The organism is Flavobacterium sp. (assembly GCF_036515215.1).
GTDB lineage: Bacteria > Bacteroidota > Bacteroidia > Flavobacteriales > Flavobacteriaceae > Flavobacterium.
Window position 1 is genome coordinate 1 of record NZ_DATBVQ010000026.1, and the last position, 17368, is coordinate 17368.

13 protein-coding genes and 1 pseudogene are annotated in these 17368 nt (G+C 35.1%); 1 reads left to right on the forward strand and 13 read right to left on the reverse strand.

Translation table 11 applies throughout. From position 1 onward, the window contains the following. Positions 1-91, forward strand: a pseudogene (locus tag VIH09_RS01715) (SIMPL domain-containing protein); the annotation flags it as partial. Between the two features lie 217 nt (positions 92-308). Here VIH09_RS01715 and queA read toward each other — a convergent pair. From queA to VIH09_RS01780, 13 genes are all read right to left on the reverse strand, one after another. Next, positions 309-1358, reverse strand: coding sequence for a tRNA preQ1(34) S-adenosylmethionine ribosyltransferase-isomerase QueA (queA, locus tag VIH09_RS01720; RefSeq protein WP_331577233.1), 1050 nt, complete (start codon positions 1356-1358; stop codon positions 309-311). 187 nt (positions 1359-1545) lie between these two features. Continuing rightward, positions 1546-2772, reverse strand: coding sequence for a 3-phosphoshikimate 1-carboxyvinyltransferase (gene aroA, locus VIH09_RS01725; protein ID WP_331577235.1), 1227 nt, complete (start codon positions 2770-2772; stop codon positions 1546-1548). A gap of 109 nt (positions 2773-2881) precedes the next feature. Beyond that, positions 2882-3208 (reverse strand): nucleotide pyrophosphohydrolase, encoded by a 327-nt coding sequence (locus tag VIH09_RS01730; protein WP_331577237.1) that lies wholly within the window; start codon positions 3206-3208, stop codon positions 2882-2884. A 1-nt stretch (position 3209) separates the two neighbouring features. After that, positions 3210-5201, reverse strand: a complete 1992-nt coding sequence (locus tag VIH09_RS01735) for a DUF3857 domain-containing protein (protein WP_331577239.1) — start codon at positions 5199-5201, stop codon at positions 3210-3212. Positions 5202-5207: 6 nt separating this feature from the next. Further along, positions 5208-7196 carry a hypothetical protein gene (locus VIH09_RS01740; protein WP_331577241.1) on the reverse strand — a complete coding sequence of 663 codons (1989 nt, stop codon included), beginning with the start codon at positions 7194-7196 and terminating at the stop codon, positions 5208-5210. Between the two features lie 4 nt (positions 7197-7200). Continuing rightward, on the reverse strand, positions 7201-9222 hold the full coding sequence (locus VIH09_RS01745) for a transglutaminase domain-containing protein (RefSeq protein ID WP_331577243.1): 2022 nt from the start codon (positions 9220-9222) through the stop codon (positions 7201-7203). 4 nt (positions 9223-9226) lie between these two features. After that, a complete protein-coding gene (locus tag VIH09_RS01750) occupies positions 9227-11242 on the reverse strand; it encodes a DUF3857 domain-containing protein (RefSeq protein ID WP_331577245.1) in 2016 nt (671 codons plus the stop codon). Positions 11243-11246: 4 nt separating this feature from the next. Continuing rightward, on the reverse strand, positions 11247-13157 hold the full coding sequence (locus VIH09_RS01755; protein ID WP_331577247.1) for a DUF3857 domain-containing protein: 1911 nt from the start codon (positions 13155-13157) through the stop codon (positions 11247-11249). 145 nt (positions 13158-13302) lie between these two features. After that, positions 13303-13755: a D-aminoacyl-tRNA deacylase gene (gene dtd, locus VIH09_RS01760; protein ID WP_331577249.1), complete on the reverse strand. Its 453-nt coding sequence runs from the start codon at positions 13753-13755 to the stop codon at positions 13303-13305. A 35-nt stretch (positions 13756-13790) separates the two neighbouring features. Further along, on the reverse strand, positions 13791-14768 hold the full coding sequence (gene rsgA, locus VIH09_RS01765) for a ribosome small subunit-dependent GTPase A (protein ID WP_331577251.1): 978 nt from the start codon (positions 14766-14768) through the stop codon (positions 13791-13793). 110 nt (positions 14769-14878) lie between these two features. Then, positions 14879-15961 (reverse strand): bifunctional 3-deoxy-7-phosphoheptulonate synthase/chorismate mutase type II, encoded by a 1083-nt coding sequence (locus VIH09_RS01770; RefSeq protein ID WP_331577253.1) that lies wholly within the window; start codon positions 15959-15961, stop codon positions 14879-14881. 132 nt (positions 15962-16093) lie between these two features. Then, positions 16094-16948: a prephenate dehydrogenase gene (locus VIH09_RS01775; protein ID WP_331577255.1), complete on the reverse strand. Its 855-nt coding sequence runs from the start codon at positions 16946-16948 to the stop codon at positions 16094-16096. Continuing rightward, a partial coding sequence (locus VIH09_RS01780; protein WP_331577257.1) for an aminotransferase class I/II-fold pyridoxal phosphate-dependent enzyme occupies positions 16949-17368 on the reverse strand: 420 nt, incomplete at its 5' end.

The window sequence follows — 17368 nt, forward strand, 5'->3', positions numbered from 1 at the left end:
TGAAGACTATTCTTATGGAGGATCATTTAACACCAGTTCAAAAAACAAAACAGCAACTATCACAGTAAAATTAGTGTATCAAGTAGACTAGATTTTCAACAAATGTTATTATTTCTTAGGAGTCGCGTGAGGGATTGCTTCGCCAGTTCGCTATCGCTCGTGTGAAGTGGAAATCCTTTTTTATAATGCAGCGCTAGCGGAATTATAAAAAAGATTGAAACAAATAGCCCGATTCACCGCGGCGAACATACCCAAAAAAAAATCTCGCCATTGCCTGACGAGATTAGTGAATTAACCTTTATTTCTTATTAGATGATTAGCATTGCATCACCGTATGAATAGAATTTGTATCCTTCTTTGATTGCTTCTTCATATGCTCTTTTCATTAAATCATGCCCACAAAATGCAGAGACCATCATTAATAACGTAGATTTTGGCGTATGAAAGTTGGTAATCATACAGGTCGGAATCGTAAACTCATGAGGAGGGAAAACGAATTTGTTTGTCCAACCATCAAAAGGATTTAGGGTTCCATGTGAAGAAACTGAACTTTCAACAGCGCGCATTGAAGTTGTTCCAACGGTACAGATACGTTTTTTCTTGGCTTTTGCATCATTGACTATATCACAGGCTTCTTGAGTAATTTTTAATTCCTCAGAGTCCATTTTGTGCTTTGACAAATCCTCAACCTCAACTGGATTGAAAGTTCCCAAACCTACGTGAAGTGTAACCTCAGCAAATTTGATTCCTTTGATTTCCAATTTCTTCAGCAAATGCTTAGAGAAGTGCAATCCTGCAGTAGGTGCCGCAACAGCTCCCTCTTCTTTAGCATAAATGGTTTGGTAACGCTCCGCATCCTCTGGAGTTACATCTCTGCTTATGTATTTCGGGATTGGAGTTTCTCCAAGTTCCGTTAATTTTTTTCTGAATTCTTCGTATGAACCATCGTAAAGGAAACGCAATGTTCTCCCACGAGAAGTGGTGTTGTCAATAACCTCAGCGACTAATGAATCGTCATCACCAAAATACAATTTGTTTCCGATTCTGATTTTACGCGCTGGGTCCACTAAAACATCCCAAAGACGTTGCTCTGCATTTAATTCCCTAAGTAAGAAAACTTCAATTCTCGCACCTGTTTTTTCTTTGTTTCCGTACAAACGTGCGGGGAAAACTTTAGTGTTATTTAAAATTAAAACATCACCATCATCAAAATAATCAATAACATCTTTGAACGTCTTGTGCTCGATTGTTTGTTTTTTACGATCAATAACCATTAAACGCGCTTCATCTCTGTTTTCAGAAGGAAATTCTGCAAGAAGCTCTTTTGGTAAATCAAATTGAAATTGTGATAGTTTCATCTTTATTTTTTTGTTTAAAAGTTTAAAGTGTAAGACCTAATAATTTAGCCTCACCGTTAAACTTATTGAAGGCTGCAAATATACGACTGTGAGATAGGCGTTGTCAAGTGTTTTGCTGTTTATTTTAAGCAAGCGGGCTTGAAGCCCTTACACATTAGAGCCGAAAGGCTATAAACATTGACAATCTCTAATTAATTTCGGAAACGGAAAAATCTAATTTCTTCATATCTTCCCAGAAATCGGGATAGGATTTAGAAACTACTTCGGCATTTTCTATTATTATAGGCACTTTTAATGCTAAAGGAGCAAATGCCATTGCCATTCTGTGGTCGTTATAAGTGGCAATTTTCACATTATGATTAATTTGCTCGGTCGCGAGGAGGGTCAAACTATCATTAGTAACCGAAATATTGGCTCCTAATTTTGTCAACTCAATGCGTAATGCTTCCAGTCTGTCGGTTTCTTTTATTTTTAAGGTATGAAGTCCCGTTAAGTGACAGCCAATTCCTAAACCCAAACATGTAACAACTATGGTCTGCGCAATATCTGGAGTGTTGTTTAACTCAAGGTCTAAAGTTTCTGGTTTAAAGCCCTCATCCTTTGTTAGTGTTAACGAATTATTTTCGAATTGAGAATTAACACCCATTTGTTTATAGATTTCCACCAAAGCAGAATCTCCTTGCAGGCTGTTTTCCTTGTAACTGCTTAATGTAATCGAGGCTGTGTTAGAAAGAGCAACTAAACTAAAAAAGTAAGATGCAGAACTCCAATCGGATTCAACCACCATTTCTTTACTTTTAACTTCCTGCTTTGAAAAAACTTTGATCACATTTCCTTCAAAACTAGTTTTGATATCCAAATCGTTCAGCAAAGCCAAAGTCATTTTGATATATGGAATAGAAGTGATCTCTCCATCCAAAGTCAACTCAATTCCGTTTTCCAATTTTGGAGCCACTAACAATAGAGCCGAAATATATTGGCTGCTAACATTCGCGGGTATAGTAACTTTGGAAGCGGTGATTTTTTGTCCTTTGATTCGAATAGGCGGATAGCCCTCCTCTTTTTCATAGGATATTTTTGCACCCAATTGCTCCAGTGCTTCCACCAAAACTTTGATTGGACGCTCAGTCATACGTTGTGAACCTGTCAAAACAACGTCGCGACCCTCATTTACCGCAAAATAAGCCGTAAGAAAGCGCATAGCCGTTCCCGCATGATGAATGTCCACTGTTTCATCGTTCCCTTTCAATGCTTTTTGCATTACCTCACTGTCGTCAGAGTTGGATGTGTTTGCCAATGTAATATTGGGGAAAAGCGCCTGTAATAGTAAGAGTCGGTTTGTTTCGCTTTTTGATCCTGTAACGGCAATATCAGCTTGCAAATTAGAATGGGAAGTTTGTAACAGTAAATTCATGTTTTTAATTATCAGTTATGAATTATGAGTTATCGCTTTCGCTTTTACTCAAAAACTTTAGGTCGCAATTTACCACTCCTCAATTATAATTCATAATTTAAAAATCACATTATTTTAGTTTATCGTTGTTTTTATGACGGTCTTTATCACGAATGGATTTTGCATCCATCTTTTTGTCAAAAGCGGCCTGCAAATCAATTCCGGTTTGATTCGCCAAACACAAAACCACAAAAACCACATCGGCCAATTCTTCGCCAAGGTCTTTGTTTTTATCGCTTTCTTTCTCGGATTGTTCCCCGTAACGACGGGCAATTATTCGTGCCACTTCGCCTACTTCCTCAGTAAGTTGGGCCATATTGGTCAGCTCGTTGAAGTAACGAACGCCATGTTCTTTGATCCAGTTGTCTACGTCTAATTGGGAGTTTTTTAGATTCATATTATATTTTTTTTAGGACAATTTTTTCGTTTTGTGCGACAATCATTTTTTGAAAAAAGTTTCTTATCGTTTCATAATATTCAACAGCTGCGATATTTTTGTTAATTTCACTTATAATGGAAATTTGAACTATATTACCCTTGGCCTCTGAATTAATAATAAAAACCGCCGTGTTGTCTTCGGTGGCAATTTTCATCGTAGATGGCATTGATTCCGCCTCATATCCCTGAGGAATTTCTAAGCTCAAATTATACCGCATTTGTTTTGGAAATCCAAAATAAAGGGGCATCTGTCTTTTTTCCATTACAAAAGGATTCTTTTGAAAAGTAAAAAACAATAATGGATTAAGAAATAACTTTTCTCCTATCCTTTCACAATGATTATTGGAGACAAAAGTAAATGTTTCCGTAATAGGATTCATTAAATCCGTTTCTCTATTTTCTATCTTGTAATCGCTTATATCTAGCCCACCTAATTCATTTTCTAATTTCTCAAGATAAGTTTCATTACTAATTAAAATATTCTTCTCTCTAAAACTATATGCTTCATAATTTGTTTTTTGAATTCTTAATTTTCCCGAAATTTGACCCTGCGCATCTACATTTGCTAAAACAGTGTTATTAACATTGGATTGAAAAGTTGGCGCCAAATTAATTTCTTCCGATGTACCATCAACTCTAATAAGGCGACCTGTCCAATTTAAGGCCTTTAATGGCAAAATATTTTGAGTAGTATATTTTTGAGTCGCATCTAACAGTACTTGTTTCCCATCAATTTCTGCTGAGGCAATTACATAATTAAATACGGTTCTGCTTGGATAAACAGGAACACCGTGATCTTTAGTGCTAACTAAAACAGGGTTTGTATTTATCCCCGCCATTTTTAGCATCGCTATCAATATAAAATTAATCTCGGCAACGTTTCCAATTCTATCTCTATATGCCTCCTCAACACCTTTTTTAGCAAACACACCATATTTACGATCCCAATTCATTCTTATCTTTACAAATTCAAAAATAATTTTTAATCTTTCTGAATCTTTTTCAGCATCTTTCAAAATAGTTTTCAGATTAATTGCAAAATAATCGCTTTTATCAATTTCTTTTCCAAAATCTTTATCTTCATATATTGATTTTGCAACGCCTTCCCAAGTTACAGAATAATCTTTTACTTTTTCTTCTGGGAAACGGGTTTGTTCAAGTTCGTTATGAATTGAAGCTCTGTAATTTTCAATATTATCAACAAATTCTTCTTCTATAAGCGACGGTACATTTTCAGCAATATATGTGCTGTTAATCTGCTTGTAGCTCATATTAACCGACTGACTGTACCTATCTTCAAAATTCTGATATCCTGTACCAAATTCGGAATTTGATTTAACATTTACAAAGCCTAAAAGAATGGGTTTGTATATAAAGTATTCTGGAATCTCAGTATTATACTCTGCATAATTTACAGGAATGCCATATTGAATTTTAAAAACTGGAAATTGGACTATCGCTTCTGACTTTAGTATGTATTTAAACTCTACAATTGAGCCTGCTTTTACATTTGGCATTGCGATAGAGGCTTCATTCCAATACTCATTAACGTTTTTTTTAAAACTTCCTTCGTTATTAAGTTTTGTTTGTACAACTTTTCCATCTACTAAATTATAGGTCATTGCTTTAGAAAATTTTACAACATCATCATTATAATTTTCATAGCCTACATAGTAAGGCACTTTGAAATTAGCCCATTCAAGGCCTTCTTTTTTATAAATTTTGATTCTATATTCATATTCATGATTTGCCACAAATCCCTTATTTTTTTCATATTTAAAAAAAGTCCTAGCTTTTTTGTACAATATTGCAGCAGATGCATTTGTATCACTAGGATGCAATTTCTCTTGAAGTTCTTTTTTAGAGACTTCCCCTAATTCAAAATTTTGCGCATTTATTTTGGAGAAGAAAATAATAAATAAGAAAAGAAATAGTGTGTTTTTTAATGACATTGATAATTAGATTTTTGTTAAAATAATTTTCTCATTCTGCTTAGCAATAGTTTTCTGAAAAAAATCTTTTAAAACATCATAATAATCTGCCGGCACCATCGCTAATTTTAATTCCTGCGTTACGGCAATTTGAATTTTGTCTCCTTCCGCTTGCAAATTAAACGAAAAGGAAGCGATGCCTTCTAATGCTGAAATTTTTATAGCTGCAGGCAGCGATTCTACTTTGTATCCCTCAGGAATTTCAATATTTATATTATATTTCATTAGTTTGGGATATCCAAAATATATCGGCATTTGTCTTTTCTCCCGTACAAAGGGATTTTTACTAAGACTATAAAACAACAATGGATTGAAATATATTTTACCAGTTATAATTTCACAATGGTTACTTGACAAAAAGTCAAATCTTTCGGTAATAGAGGATGACAACTCAATGTTATCTTTTATCTTGTAATTTTCAATCAGGATTCCGCCTAAATCACTTTCTGCTTTTTCAATATATTTATCATCTGACAAGAGTTTTTTATGCTCCCGGAAAGCTAGAGCTTCATAGTCAGTTTTCTGCAGCTGTGCCTGTCCGGTAATTTTGCCTTTCTGATCAATTGACACTGCAAGGTTTACGTTTTCGCTGGATGATTTATTTGGCACCAAATTAATTTCTTGAGAACTACCGTCTTCTTTTATTAAACGGCCAGTCCAATTTAAATCTTCGAGTGGCAAAATCCCAACTGACGAATATTTACTTGTGGCATCTAACAAAATCTGTTTTCCTTCTATTTCAGCAACAGCAATTACTGAATTAAAAACGGTTCTATTTGGATGTACCGGAACTCCATTTTCCCGAGTACTTATCAAAACGGGATCTGCTTTTATTCCTGCTACTTTAAGCATTGCTATTAAAATTAGATTTATTTCGGCCGCATTACCTGTTTCCTCTTTGTATGCTTTTTTAACCCCTTTATCGGTCAAAATACTATAATCCCCATCAAAATTCATTTTAGCCTGAACAAATTTAAATATAGTGTCTAACTTTTCATCTTGGTTACTAACCACCTTGGTTATTTTTTTTATATCTGCATCCAAATAGTTGTCTTTATTGAGTTCTCTCCCAAAACTATTAAAATCAAAAATATTCTTAGCGACACCGTCCCATGTCATTGAATAATCAACAACTCCATCGAAAGGAAATCGAGTTCTCTCCAATTCATGTTGTATGGAAGACCTGTAATTTTTTATATTATCGATAAAAGGCTCCTCTTTTAAGGCTGGAATATTCTCCGCTTTGTAAGTTGACAATTGATATTTATATGGGAAATCAGATTCCTGATTGTATTTATGAGAAAATGATTCAGCTTCACTGATAATTTTTGTACTGGCATCTATTTTATTATACCCCGTTAAAAGGGCTTTATAAATGAATACCTCTGGAATATCAGTTTGATATTCAACATAATTAACCGGAATTTCATACTGGAAATTAAACACTGGAAACCGTACATTATTTCTAGATTTAACAGTATAATTTATCTCAAATACGGATTCTACTTTTAGATTTGGCATTGTAATCAATGTCTGATTCCAATATTTATTAATATTCGTTCTAAGATTACCTTCCATTCTGAGAGGTGTTTCTTTTAATTCTCCATTTTCTAAATTATAAGTAACACAATTTGAAAACTTAACGATTTCCTCTTCAAAATTATCTCTCTTGTTTTGATAAATCACACTAAAGTCGGCCCATTTTAATCCTTCTTTTTTATACACTTTAAATCTAATTCTAAAATCATGGTATAAGTAGAAACCATTGCCTCTTTCATATACAAAATAGGTTTTCGCTTTTTTAAAAGTAATTGCGGCAGCAGCTGTTGAATCTACTGGATGTATTTTTTCTTGTAATTCAGCGATGGAAACTTTTCCAAATTCAAAATTTTGGGCTCTAGCTTCAGAAACAAAAAATAAAAGAAACAAAACAATTCCAACTTTTATAAACTTCATCTAACTACACCTTTTTTAGGACGATTTTTTCATCTTGTTTTTCGAGCATTATTTGAAAAAATGTCTTTAATGCCTGATAATAATCTGCCAAAACAATTGCCTTACTAATCTCAGATGTCATACTAATTTGTACTTTATTCCCAGTATTGGCAATAACATATCTAAAAGTTCCAATGCCGTCAACAGCAGCAATATTCAATCCTTCAGGAATGGTTTCCACAATATATCCTTCAGGAATTTCTATATTGATATTGTATTTGCTTTGAATGGGATATCCAAAATCAACTGGATATTCTCTTAATTCTTGTTTAAAAGGGTTTTCTTTCAATCCCAAAAATAACGATGGAGAAATATAAATTTTATCATTTAATCTCTCAAAATCTTTAGTGTTTTTGAACTTGTACGATTCCACAATGGGTTTTGATAAATCTAAATCATTTTCCCGTTTATAATCATCTATCTCAATATCATTGTTATTACGCTCTAATTCTTCTAAATAAGTATCCATTGTGGTCGTGATATTTTTTTGCCTAAACAATAAAGCTTCGTGATTTGTAAGTTGTCTTCTTAACTGACCGGATATTGAACCATTATCACTCACAACAGCATTCATAATTACCATTTCTCTTGAAAGAGTTTCTGGAGTTAGACTAACCTCGATTGAAGTTCCATCTTTTCTAATCAATCGTCCAAACCAATTCAAATCACGAAGAGGCAAAATATTTGGCTCTGCATATTTTTCGGTAGCATCCAGTAGTTGCAACCCATTGGTTTTTTCAACACCCACAATAACATAATTAAAACCAGTCCTACTTGGAAACAATGCAATTCCATTTGATCTTGTACTCACTAAAACTGGATTTGCATTTAAACCTGCATTGCGAAGCATTGCTGTTAACATCAAATTAATTTCAGCTACATTGCCCGTTTTATCTTTATAGGCTTTCCTTACTCCATCATCACAAGAGTAACCGTAGTATTCATTCCATTTAACTGTTGCTTTCACAAAATTAAATATTGCATATATCTTATCATCGTCATTTGTTAATCCCGCTAAAAGGGCTTTTACGTCCTCATCAAAATAACCAGTTTTTTCTAATTCAGGACCAAAATCATCATATTCATAAATCGTTTTGACCACTTTCCCCCAATCAGTTGAATACATCTTTAACGGTTCGTTTGGATACTTGGTCATTGACAGCTCATGAGAAATACTCGCCCTATAATTATCTATATTATTAACATAGGCTTCCTCCTTCATAGCTGGCAAATTTTCAGCTAAATAGGTAGTTCTTGTTTCAATATAATTGATTTTATCCTCAGAATATGTGGTCTTAACGGTTAACGATCTCGCGGCTTCAGATCTCTCTTTACTTCTTATAATAATAGAATTTGTGCCTTGTTCGACAGTAACTTTAGGAGACAAAAATCCTTTTGAATTTGGTTTGTAAGTGAAATATTCCGGTATATAAGTTTTAAATTCAGAATAATTAACCGGAATGCTCGTTTGAAAATTCCAATCTCTTAGTTCTCCAATTCGTGTGGATCGAATAACATATTGAAATTCTATCACTGAACCTTCTTTTACGTTTGGCATCACTATCTTTTTTTGTGCCCAATATTTATTAACCGTTTCATTAAATTCACCGTCATTCTTTAATTTTGTTTTTTCTATTTTACCGGCAACTAAATTGTAGGTTACAGCATTTGAAATCGAAACTTTTTCTTTTGAATTAATATTCAAATAGTATTTTATTCTCTTATTTGCCCAATCATAACCTTCCTTATTGTATATTTTTAGTCGTGTCGCCACTGCTGTCAATACGACAAAGCCGTCCTCTTGGGAGTATTCGAAGGACACTTTTCCTTTTTCAAATAAAATCGCCGCCACAGCTGTTGTGTCAACAGGGTGTTTCTTCTGCTGTAACTCAGCAACGGAAACTTTACCAAGTTCAAATTCTTGTGCCTTTAAATTCGAAAAAGAGGTTGCAACAAATAAAAGGATAACAAGTTGGTTTAATTTCATGGACTTAGATTTTGGTTAATATGATTTTTTCGTTCTCTTTTGAAATCATCCCCTGGTAATATTCTTTAAGCATTGTATAATTTTCAGCAGATATGATTGCCGTGTTTATTTGATGAATAATCGACACCTGAATAGAATTTTGTGATGAAGTTGTCATATATTTAAAACTACCTAGACTATCTGCCATCGTAATAACTGTTGGTGCAGGAATTTGTTCCACTTTGTAACCATCAGGAATTTGGATATTGATTGTGAATTTCTCCGAAAAAGGAAAACTATAATCTACAGGATAAGCTCTTACTTCCTGTTTAAAAGGATTTTTTCGATCTGTAAAAAACAACATCGGGCTTATATACATTTTTCCTCCAATGCGTTCACATAGATTCGATCCTGAAAAGGAATAGGTTTCCATTACTGGTAATGTTAGGTTTTCTTCATTAGCCCTAGAATACTCTTTTATCTCAATTTTACTATTTGCATTTTCCAACTTTTCCAGATAAGCATCTTCTTCAACATTAGCAACATTATCTCTGAACACCATGGCGTTATAATCTGCCTGTTGTTTTCTAAGTTTTCCTGACACAAGCCCATTAGCATCAATTGAATAGTTCATCATTACTGTATTATTCGACACTGTTTTTGGCATTAAATCAACCGCTTCCGAAGTACCATCTTTTCTCACCAACCTGCCTGTCCAGTTTAAAGCCCTCAAGGGCAAAATGTTTGGAGTCGAAAACTTATCAGATGCATCTAGCAATATCATGCCCTGCGGAGTCTCGACCGCGGCAATGACATAGTTGAAAGCCGTTCTATTTGGGAACATAGCTATTCCATTGGATCGAGTGCTTACTAAAACTGGATTCGCCGTTAAATTGGCATAGCGCAACATAGCCGTAAGCATAAGGTTAATTTCGGCTACATTTCCAGCGTTATCATTATAGGCTTTTTTCACACCGTCATTACAAGAATACCCATAATAACTATTCCACTTCACCTTGTTTTTTACAAAATTATATATTGCCGATATTTTCTCATTGGTAGTCGTCAAACCAGCGATAACATCCTTTAAATCATCCTCAAAATAACCTGTTTTATTCAATTCTGAACCAAAATCTACAAAATCATAAATCGATTTTGTTACTGACTCCCAATCGGTTGTAAAGGTTTGGAAGGACTCATTGGGAAAACGTGTCATAGATAGTTCATGCGCTAAGCTAATGGTGTAATTGTCAACATTATTAACGTAAGCCTCTTCTTTTATTGCAGGTACATTTTCGGCTAAATAAGTCGTTATAGTTTCCTGGTAGTCAACATTGTGTTTTTTAAATTCAGTTGAAGAAACTCCTCTACTCGTTGTTCTAACCTTATCCGTAATTTCAAAAGATTTTCGGCCACCATCAACCGATATTTTTGGCGTAATAAAACCCTTAAATCGAGTGTTATAAACAACAAAATCTGGGATATAGGTAATATATCGAGCATAATTTACGGGTATATTAGCCTGAAAGTAAAAATCTCTGAGTGAACCCACATCCTTTGACCTTATGGTATATCTATATTCTATAATACTCCCCTCCCTTACGTTAGGCATCGTAATTTTCTTCTTATTCCAATATCTATCTATCTTTTCTTCGAACTCCCCTTCTCTTTTCAATTTAGTTTTTTCAATATTGCCGCCTACAAGATTATATGTGACTTCATTTGAAAATATAACACTCTCTTTAATCGAATTATCTTCTCTGAATTTAACTTCTTTATTTGCCCAGACATACCCCTCTTTTTTATATACTTTAATGCGGACGGAGACCTCTGTTATTGCCATAAATCCTGCATCCACTGTATGCTCATAGCTTGTTACACCTTTTTTAAACAATATTGCCGCTATAGCTGCCGTGTCCTTAGGATGCGATTTTTCTTGAAGCTCCGCAACGGAAACTTTGCCGAGTTCAAATTCTTGTGCCGTTAAACTAGAAAAACATGTTGTTACAAATAAAAGGATAGCAAATTGGTTAAATTTCATCAGGTTAGATTTTGGTTAATATGATTTTGGCATTGTCATTTCTGGACACTTGTTCTATAAAATGGCGGTATTCATCGTATTCAGTATTTGAATACATTCCCTTTTTTATAAATAAACTGCGTTTGTAAACTAATTTATTGTTTTCTTTTTTGATAAACTCAGTTTTGTATTCACCAAATTTGCTTTTTAATTCAAAATTGGCGGGCAAAAATTCAATAGAAAACTCTTGAGGTAGTGCTATCGCTATTTCATCTTTATCGGAAAAGCCTCTTTGAATTTCAAATGGATTCTTACGATTTCTGATTCTTTTCACACTCTCCGTATATTGGTTGTAGGCATTTACGGCAAACATCATTTTATCAGAAGAAACACTTCCGTAATTTACTGCACTTATTTCGGCATTTTCAGTTAATTTAATGTTTTCCTTGTCATTCGAAAATGCCGTATTATTGATTTTTAAATTATTAATATTGCCCCAGTAATGTTTGTAATAGGCTTCTTTTTCTGTTGGCTGAAGAATTTCAACTGCTGCCTTTTGATTGTATTGTGATCCCTCTGACACAATTGTTATATGCCCGGAAAAATCTCCGTTTTTTGACAATGCATAACTACCTGTGCTGATTTGGGCATTGTTTTCATCTTCATAAACTTTGGTTCTAACAATTTTGCCTCCATCTGGCTTCATAATTAAAACGTTTCTATCGTCTGTGAATGTGCCTTGATAGCCAAAAGGATCATCTTGACTCGTGCATTCCAGCCAAATATATTTATCCCCATCCGGAATTGCTAGAATCATGTGATTCCCCTGCATTGACACAAAATCGGATTCAATGTCTTTCTTATGACTATCTCCATATAAAACAGTATTATAAGACGGCACGTCTACCGCATCCAAAAGTGCTTTTGTATAATTTGTCAAAGCCTTACAATCCCCGTATCCTAATCTGTCTACGTCATTGGCAAGCATTGGTTTCCATCCGCCAATCCCCACCTGAATGCTTACATATCTTGATTTTTGCTGAACATAGTTATAAATTAACTTCGCTTTTTTAATTGGATCTTTCTCGTCACCAACAAGGGTTCTCATTTTTGTTTTTGTGTCGTCAGATAGTTCGGTTGTGCCGTCCAAAATGGCATCGGAGTACCATTTCCCAAATTCCTTCCAGGTTTTTGCTGCTCCATCTACATCTTCTAAATGAAAAACTTCCAGTCCCATCATTAATTTAGGAAAAATGGAGCCAAAGGCAGGACTATAATCTTCCTGCTTTTGAGCCAAAATATTGGTAACTGTATAAGATAGTTGAGTGTCGGTATCGATCGTTTTTTGAATACTAAAGCCTGAAAAATTAAATTCCATTTTCTTAAACCCAAGGTTATTTGGATAATTTACATTTAGGATACTTTTTTCAACGCTTACAAAAAAATTACCTAAAGGATACCATTGCGGGATAAAAGCTGTTGTGGAAGTTTCAATTTCACTTTCATAAACCACCGTAAAAGGATACTGTGTGGGTGTATAGTCTAAATAAATGTACCTACTGTCCGAGAAAAGTGTACTGCCACCAACTGCAGATTGGTCTTTAAAATCTTTACGTTTTATCTTTTTGATTTCTTTACCGGAACTATCAAATACGGATGCTTCAATATCCCTGACAGAAGTTTTTTTATTATAATTCTCTATGGCATCTACTGACGAAAGCCCCTTTTCATTAAGAACAGTAATAACCCTCTTAGTCTTAACGGTCATATTTCGTTGAGACGAAACAGTTATGTCAATTTGATTTAAGCGTACAATTGCATTGGCATTTTCTTTAAGGCTATCCGCGATAAGCGAAGTTGGATATTCATTTTTTTGCGCTTGTACACTAAAAAATGCAAGAACACAAAAAAATGTAAGTAGGGTTTTGATTTTCATGTGGGGTTTTGAAAATGTGAATAAATTGCCAAATGGGGGATTAAATAAAGTAGATATGCCAATTACGGACCAACTCTTTATTATTTCGGGATTTTAATTATTCGTGGTTTTCAAAAATAGAATAAATCTTACAATAAACAAGCAACTATTCTCTGTTTTTACTGTCTATAATTATAGTGACCGGTCCGTCATTTAAAAGACTCACTTTCATGTCTGCTCCAAAAACACCGGTTTGTGTTTTCTTACCTAATTCTTTTTCCAGCTGATGCACAAAGTTTTCATACATCGGAATAGCAACATCGGGTTTGGCTGCCTTGATATAAGATGGCCGATTGCCTTTTTTTGTGGCGGCATGAAGTGTAAATTGACTTACCGTAATGATATCGCCATCGATATCTTTAACCGATAGATTCATTACCTGATTCTCATCCTCAAAAATACGGATTTTGGTAATTTTCCCAACCAGCCAATCAATGTCTTCCTGCAAGTCAGCCGCTTCAATTCCTATTAAGATTAACAGCCCTTTTTGAATATCGGCCACAATTTTATTTTCTATGGTTACGGATGCGGAAGAAACTCTTTGGAGGACTACTTTCAAATTAATGGCGAATTATAAATTATGAATAGTGGGCATTATTTTCTGTTTTCGTCACTGATTGCTCGATCCTCATTATGAATGTCAGTACGATAATTTTCATCATCCCCTTCCAACAGTTTAAGATAACTATTGTAACGTGACCAGGCTATTCCATCTTTTTCCAGTGCTTCTTTCACGGCACACTTTGGTTCGTCTTTGTGCAAACAGTTATTGAATTTACACTGTTCCTTCAATTTGAAAAATTCAGGGAAATAACCGCTGATTTCTTCTTTTTCCATATCGACAATTCCGAAACCTTTGATACCTGGCGTATCAATAATTTTCGCATCAAAGGACAAATCGTACATTTCGGCAAAAGTCGTGGTGTGCTGACCTTGTTTACTTGCCTCAGAAATTGTTTTTGTTTTTAAATGCAAAGAAGGCTCCATGGCATTTACCAGTGTCGATTTCCCAACTCCTGAATGCCCCGAGAACATGCTTACTTTGCCAATCATCATTTCTTTTAATTGATCAATTCCTTTCATTTCTGTCGAAGAAACACGCAGACATTTGTACCCTATTTCTTGGTAAACATGTTGCATATACAATTGTTCATCCAATGTGGCTTCATCAAAAGTATCGATTTTATTAAAAACCAATATCGTTTCTATACCATAAGCCTCGGCAGTAACCAGAAAGCGGTCTATGAAATTAAAAGTTGTTGGAGGGTTATTGATAGTCACCAATAAGAAAACCCTATCAATATTTGATGCAATAATGTGCATCTGGTGCGACAAGTTCACTGATTTACGAACAATATAATTCTTTCTGTCGTGAATATGATGAATGGTTCCGGTAACTGTATCTGATGACTCTTCCAATTCATAATCCACGATATCACCCACAGCAATAGGATTGGTACTCTTGATTCCTTTAATTCGGAATTTTCCTTTCATACGGCATTCGATAAAATCACCTTGTTCGGATTTTACGGTGTACCAACTTCCTGTAGATTTGTATACGAGTCCTGTCATACTGCAAAGGTAAAATATTGTTTGAAGTTTTTATGACATCCATGAATAAAAAATCCCCACAACTTCAAATGAGAAATTGTGGAGATCCTTTTTTTTTAATACTATTCCAATTATCCGTTAATCACCTTTTCTTGGTGACCAATGCTTTCTTGGTGAATTGCTTTGAACATTTTAAGCACAAACTCTTCAGTAAGTCCTTTTTGCTCTCCGTCCAAAATCATTTTTCCCAGTATTTCATTCCAACGGGTGTTTTGAAGTACCGCAACGTTAGATCCTTTTTTTACTAGACCAATTTCGTCAGCAACTTTCATTCGTTTGCCTAATAATTCTAGTAAAGTAGCATCTAACACATCAATATTCGCTCTTAATTTGCTCATCTTTTGAGTGTATTCATCAGAAACGTCATTCACTTTTCTAACTTTTAAGTCCACGAAAATCTGTTTCAAAGCAGTTGGTGTCACCTGTTGTGCGGCATCACTCCATGCGTTGTCCGGATCAAAATGTGTTTCGATAATCATCCCGTCATAATTCAGGTCTAATGCTTGTTGCGTTACCTCAAGAATCATATCACGGTCTCCGGTAATGTGAGATGGGTCAATGATTAAAGGCAAATCAGGGAATCTATTTTGCAATTCGATCGCAATTTGCCATTCTGGAATATTCCTGTATTTTGTTTTTTCATAAGTAGAAAATCCTCTATGAATAACTCCTAATTTTTCAATTCCTGCATTATATAAACGTTCTACTCCTCCTAACCATAATGATAAATCTGGGTTAACGGGATTTTTTACCAACACAATTTTTTTAGTCCCTTGTAAAGCATCCGCAAGTTCTTGCATGGCGAACGGGTTTACCGTTGTTCTAGCCCCAACCCATAATACATCGATATCATATTCTAAAGCTAATTTCACGTGGGCCGCGTTCGCAACCTCTGTTCCCATCAACAATCCCGTTTCTTCTTTCGCTTTTTTCAACCATTTCAAGCCTATTTCTCCAACGCCTTCAAATCCTCCTGGACGAGTTCTTGGTTTCCAAATTCCCGCTCTAAAAACACTTACGTCAGAATCTTTCAATTCATGAGCTATTTTCAATACTTGTTCTTCAGTTTCAGCACTACAAGGTCCCGCAATCACAAATGGGTGAGATAAATTGAAATCGTTCAACCATGTTCTCATTTCTTTCTTGTTTTCCATCTTATTTTAGTTTTTAGTTTTCCCCTCCCCGACCCTCCCTGGAGAGCGCCGAAATGAGATTATTGTAATTATTTATTTGTTTTTAGTTACTATTTTCCCTTTGAATGGTGTTAAAAGTCCCTCCGCAGTGGGCTACGGAATCTTCATCCCGTTTAATATCTCTTTTATTCTATTGACACTTTCCATTTCTTCATATATTGCATCGTAATCTTCGCTTATCAGCAAATCTTTGAAATGAGTCAGGTTTACAATATACTCATCTAAAGTTTTCACCACTTGCTTTCTGTTTTGCCTAAAAATAGGCGTCCACATAGCCGGTGAACTTTTGGCCAAACGTACCGTGCTTTCAAATCCACTTCCCGCCATATCAAAGATGTCTTGCTCATGTTTTTCTTTATCTATCACCGTTTTCCCGAGCATAAATGCACTGATATGAGACAAATGCGACATATAAGCAATGTGCTTGTCATGCGATTTAGGCTCCATATATCGAATTCTCATCCCTATGGCTTTAAAAAGTTCCAATGCTTTTTCCTGCAACTTGAAAGCGGTTCGCTCCACTTCACAAATAATATTTGTTTTCCCATGGAACAATCCCGCTATCGCCGCTGACGGTCCCGAAAATTCAGTCCCTGCGATTGGATGCGTCGCGATAAAATTCCTCCTTCTAGGATGATTCGCTACCGCTTCGCAAATGGGAGCTTTCGTAGAACCCACTTCAAAAACAATGGTGTTTTCACCGATCAAATCCAGGACTTCAGGCAAAACAGTTAACGCAACATCAACAGGCACGGAAACGATAACGAAATCGGCATCTGACACATTTTCCAATACTGCAGCTTGATCAATTACACCCAATGCTAATGCTTGCTGCAAATGGTTTTCATTATTGTCAACCCCATAAACGGTAGCTTCCGGGTAGACCGTTTTGATGTCCAATCCCATCGACCCGCCAATCAATCCAATTCCTATTACGTAAATTTTCATTTAATTAAATCTATCAATTGCTTCTTGTACTTTTTCTTCCTTTACACATAATGCAAATCGAATATATCCTTCTCCATTGCTTCCAAAAATTGTTCCCGGTGCGATAAAGAGATGTTTTTCATGTAAGATCTGGTCAATAAACTTTTCAGCAGAAGTTATCCCTTCCGGCAATTTGGCCCAAACAAACAATCCAACACCTTCTTTATACACTTTACAATTTAATTTCTCGGCTAATTTTTCCGTTAAAACTCGACGTCTCTTGTAGATTTCGTTCATCGAATCAAACCAAGACTTATCACTCTTTAAAGCAGCTATCGCCCCTTTTTGGATTCCAAAAAACATTCCGCTGTCCATATTGCTTTTTACTTTCAAAACAGCATCAATACAAGCGGCATTTCCCAAAACCATTCCAACTCTCCA

What these genes read in the sequence shown, in the direction of transcription:
- queA (WP_331577233.1), bottom strand. Translation starts at nt 1,358, where the DNA reads ATGAAACTATCACAATTTCAATTTGATTTACCAAAAGAGCTTCTTGCA.
- aroA (WP_331577235.1), bottom strand. Translation starts at nt 2,772, where the DNA reads ATGAATTTACTGTTACAAACTTCCCATTCTAATTTGCAAGCTGATATT.
- VIH09_RS01730 (WP_331577237.1), bottom strand. Translation starts at nt 3,208, where the DNA reads ATGAATCTAAAAAACTCCCAATTAGACGTAGACAACTGGATCAAAGAA.
- VIH09_RS01735 (WP_331577239.1), bottom strand. Translation starts at nt 5,201, where the DNA reads ATGTCATTAAAAAACACACTATTTCTTTTCTTATTTATTATTTTCTTC.
- VIH09_RS01740 (WP_331577241.1), bottom strand. Translation starts at nt 7,196, where the DNA reads ATGAAGTTTATAAAAGTTGGAATTGTTTTGTTTCTTTTATTTTTTGTT.
- VIH09_RS01745 (WP_331577243.1), bottom strand. Translation starts at nt 9,222, where the DNA reads ATGAAATTAAACCAACTTGTTATCCTTTTATTTGTTGCAACCTCTTTT.
- VIH09_RS01750 (WP_331577245.1), bottom strand. Translation starts at nt 11,242, where the DNA reads ATGAAATTTAACCAATTTGCTATCCTTTTATTTGTAACAACATGTTTT.
- VIH09_RS01755 (WP_331577247.1), bottom strand. Translation starts at nt 13,157, where the DNA reads ATGAAAATCAAAACCCTACTTACATTTTTTTGTGTTCTTGCATTTTTT.
- rsgA (WP_331577251.1), bottom strand. Translation starts at nt 14,768, where the DNA reads ATGACAGGACTCGTATACAAATCTACAGGAAGTTGGTACACCGTAAAA.
- VIH09_RS01770 (WP_331577253.1), bottom strand. Translation starts at nt 15,961, where the DNA reads ATGGAAAACAAGAAAGAAATGAGAACATGGTTGAACGATTTCAATTTA.
- VIH09_RS01775 (WP_331577255.1), bottom strand. Translation starts at nt 16,948, where the DNA reads ATGAAAATTTACGTAATAGGAATTGGATTGATTGGCGGGTCGATGGGA.